This window comes from Vibrio sp. 10N.261.52.A1 (assembly GCF_002876325.1).
GTDB classification, from domain to species: Bacteria; Pseudomonadota; Gammaproteobacteria; order Enterobacterales; family Vibrionaceae; genus Vibrio; species Vibrio chagasii.
Map to the genome: position 1 here is coordinate 1 of NZ_MCYD01000959.1, position 3,588 is coordinate 3,588.

General features: G+C 44.4%; 4 protein-coding genes. 3 read left to right on the top strand and 1 reads right to left on the bottom strand.

The window, feature by feature from the left end; translation table 11 throughout:
• Together nrdD and nrdG are read left to right on the top strand one after the other, a co-directional pair.
• On the top strand, positions 1-448 hold a 448-nt coding region (nrdD, locus tag BCT81_RS20825), incomplete at its 5' end, for an anaerobic ribonucleoside-triphosphate reductase (protein WP_277869837.1).
• Between the two features lie 151 nt (positions 449-599).
• On the top strand, positions 600-1,070 hold the full coding sequence (gene nrdG / locus BCT81_RS20830; RefSeq protein WP_102425687.1) for an anaerobic ribonucleoside-triphosphate reductase-activating protein: 471 nt from the start codon (positions 600-602) through the stop codon (positions 1,068-1,070).
• A 113-nt stretch (positions 1,071-1,183) separates the two neighbouring features.
• On the opposite strand, the gene BCT81_RS20835 is transcribed toward nrdG, so the two are convergent.
• Complete coding sequence (locus BCT81_RS20835; protein ID WP_102425688.1) at positions 1,184-2,611, bottom strand: MATE family efflux transporter; 1,428 nt, start codon at positions 2,609-2,611, stop codon at positions 1,184-1,186.
• A gap of 90 nt (positions 2,612-2,701) precedes the next feature.
• On the opposite strand from BCT81_RS20835, the gene BCT81_RS20840 reads away from it, so the two are divergent.
• Entirely contained in the window at positions 2,702-3,550 is an 849-nt protein-coding gene (locus tag BCT81_RS20840; RefSeq protein WP_102425689.1) for an AraC family transcriptional regulator, read from the top strand.
• Positions 3,551-3,588 lie beyond the last annotated feature (38 nt).

Here is a 3,588-nt window from a genome sequence, read left to right on the forward strand (position 1 = left end):
CAAAGAGTTTGGTGTGATTGATGGCGTAACAGATCGTGGCTACTACACAAACAGCTTCCACTTAGACGTACAGAAGAAAGTGAACCCATACGATAAGATTGATTTCGAGATGCCTTATCCTGAAATTTCTAGTGGTGGTTTCATTTGTTACGGTGAATTCCCTAACATGCAGAAAAACATCGAAGCACTAGAAAACGTATGGGATTACAGTTACACACGTGTTCCTTACTACGGTACCAACACGCCGATTGATGAGTGTTACGAGTGTGGTTACAACGGTGAGTTCGATTGTACGAGTAAGGGCTTTACCTGTCCTAAATGTGGCAACCATGACTCAACTAAAGTATCGGTAACACGCCGTGTCTGTGGTTACCTTGGTAGCCCAGATGCACGACCATTTAACTTCGGTAAGCAAGAAGAAGTTAAACGTCGAGTGAAACACCTTTAGTGAGCATTTAGATCGTTTGCTTGCTTAAGAAGATCTACGTTTCACGAAACAAGATTGGTATCGGCTTAATGTCGATACCAATTTATTGGTTTTACTATTCGCTACATTTTAAGTAACCCATTAAGCCATCACGAGTTTTCAATACTGCCTTATGAATTATCATCAATATCATCCAATCGACGTTGTAAACGGCCCAGGAACACGATGCACTCTGTTCGTATCGGGTTGCGTGCACCAGTGCCGTGGGTGTTATAACCAGTCGACGCAAAGGTTGGATTCTGGGCATTTGTTCACTCAAGAGCTACAAGACCACATTATTGCCGATCTTAATGATCCGCGAATCAAACGCCGTGGTTTATCACTTTCTGGTGGTGACCCTCTGCATCCTGCGAACGTTTCTGAAATACTGAAGTTGGTTAAGCGTGTAAAAGCAGAATGCGAAGGCAAAGATATCTGGATGTGGACTGGCTATGAACTTGGTGAATTGGATGAGAATCAGAAGCAAGTGCTGGAATACGTTGATACCTTAATTGATGGGCGTTTCGATCAAGATAAAGCGGATCCAATGCTAGATTGGCGTGGTAGTTCAAACCAAATTATCCATCGATTCACTGACATCTAAGGTTGTCGTCACTTCGTAGGCTTGTGAAACGAAAAAGGGCATCATGGTTAGCATAATGTAATCAATCAGCCCTTGGGTGTGAGTTCTTTCGTTCTATTAGTTCAAATCAGTATTTAAGTGGTTAGTTGATCAGACTCTTCTATGAGGTTGTTGATCCATTTCTTAGAGTGGATTCGTTGGCTAGTTAATGCGATCTTCGCCAGTTCCTCCAGCAACACAATCATCAACACCCATTCTAACGACCAGCCAAGCACCAAAGCGGTGAAATAGGCGAGGGGAATCCCGATTGCCCACTGGCCAAATATGTCGATGAAGATGCTGTAATTGATGTCACCACCACTTTTTAACACGCCTCCTATGCCAACCATATTGAAGACTCGTAATATCATGCCAGCCGCCATCACCAACGTGACGTTGACTGCTGTATCTTTGAGTTCCAGATGAGTTAAATCGATCAATTGCACAATGGCGGGTTTGGCGATAAAACACAGCAGTGCTAGCAAAGTAGCAAGCGCGCAACTCACAAGCACATAGCCCCAAGCGGTATTTTCAACCCGTTGATAGTTCTTAGCACCAATCTCATTACCAAGGATGATCGAGGCGGCAACGGCAAAACCTAAGAAAGCCGAAATTAAGATACTTTCTACTGGCGATAACAACGAGATGATCGCAAGCTCGCCAACGCCAATCTGACCAACAATGACATTGTAAATCAGTATTCCACCCGCCCACGCCGTATCGTGAACTAGCATAGGAATCGCGATCTTGAAGTATTTCTTTCTGTGCTTAGGCAAGATGGCATCGCGCAAACTGCCGATTGTAGGGAACAAATGTAGATAGCGTTTTCTTGCCATTACTACCAGCGCGACAGTTTGAAAGCATCGTGAAACCGTAGTGCCGATCGCTGCGCCAACCACACCTAGCTCTGGGAAACCAAACAATCCGAAGATAAGCAGTGCATTTAGAATTGCATTGACGATGATTGCCCAAATGCTGATTTTTGTTGGCAATTTCGCTTCACCAACCGATCGCAGTGCGCTTTCTAGTGGCACTACAATTGCGGTACCAATAAGGCTGGCTCCTGTTATCCAAAGGTAATGCGTTGCCAAGCGGATGTAATCAGGGTCTGAGGCCACTACAGACACGACTGATTCAGGAACCAATGTATAAATTAAAACAAAAGGGATGATGGCCAAAATAGACAGTGCCCATGATTGCGCCAACACACGCCGGATGCCGCTAAAGTCACCCGCTCCAAAATATTGCGAAGCTAGCACGCTTACTGCACCACTAATCCCAGACACCATGATCAAATTAAAAAAGAATATGCGGTTGCCAACGCCGACCGCTGCCGTTGCTGAATCACCAAGTTGGTTGACCATAAAAATATCAACTACGCCGAGCAGTGAGAACAGCATAGTTTGTAATGACACAGGCAAACCGATGTGCAGTAGCTTTTGCCAAAAATCTTTGTCTAAATGACGATATGTAGAGAGCATCGCATTTCCCTTGTCGTTAATATGCAAGAAGTGTATCGGCATTTAATTTCACTGTATTGTTCATACTCATCACAAACTTTTGTCAAACTATCTACTTTTATGGTTTGGTCACCTAAATGAGCTGGCAGCGGAATGAGCGAAAAGCAAGAACGATACAAGATCTCTGAAAAGACCCATCAAGAGTTTGTCGATCAAAGCCATGTTCTGGCATTCGAAGAGCTAGGTATCGTTCAGTGTGGTACAGCGTCATGTCGCGACTTCTTTTCGGTATATAGAAAGAATCAACAGAAACACATGCTGTTGTTCACGGTTAGAGGGAAAGGTTGGTTAGAGAGTGGAGGGTGCCGTTACATTCTAGAGCCGGGATCTTGCATTACGGTCCCATCCGGAATCGAGAATGGCTTTGGAATTGAAGAAGAAACATGGCAGATAGCGTGGATCTTTTTATCGCCGGATAAACACTGGGAAAATATCGTCAGTGATGAAATCAGTTATACGCTCTCGCCTGCGGCAGAAGTTGTCTCATCTTGCATACATACTCTGTTGAGAAGCATTGCTTTGCCGATTGATTTAGGTGGTGCCATCGCCAATCACAGTGTGGCACAGATAGAGTTTTTGATTAATGCGCCGGTTCCTAATCACCAGTCACGAAATCTGGTCCGTTTAAGGCGTGTATTCGACAATGTCCAAAAGCAGCTTCACAAAGAATGGAACGTACATGAATTAGCAAACTTGTTTCCTTGTTCAGAGCCCCATTTCCATCGCTTGTGCCAGCGTTACTATTCGCATAGTCCTATGACACATATCATGCGAATGAGGATGGAGTACGCGGCGCGCTTATTGAAATCGAGCGACTGGTCTATTCAACACATCGGCGAGATCGTTGGGTATCCGAATGCGGCAAACTTCAGTACTCGATTTAAAGCATGGTCGGGAATGACACCAAGGCAATTCAAACGCGGCGCCACAATTGGGAACTGATTTTTAGCTACGCTCACTTTTATTAGTGAAAACATTAA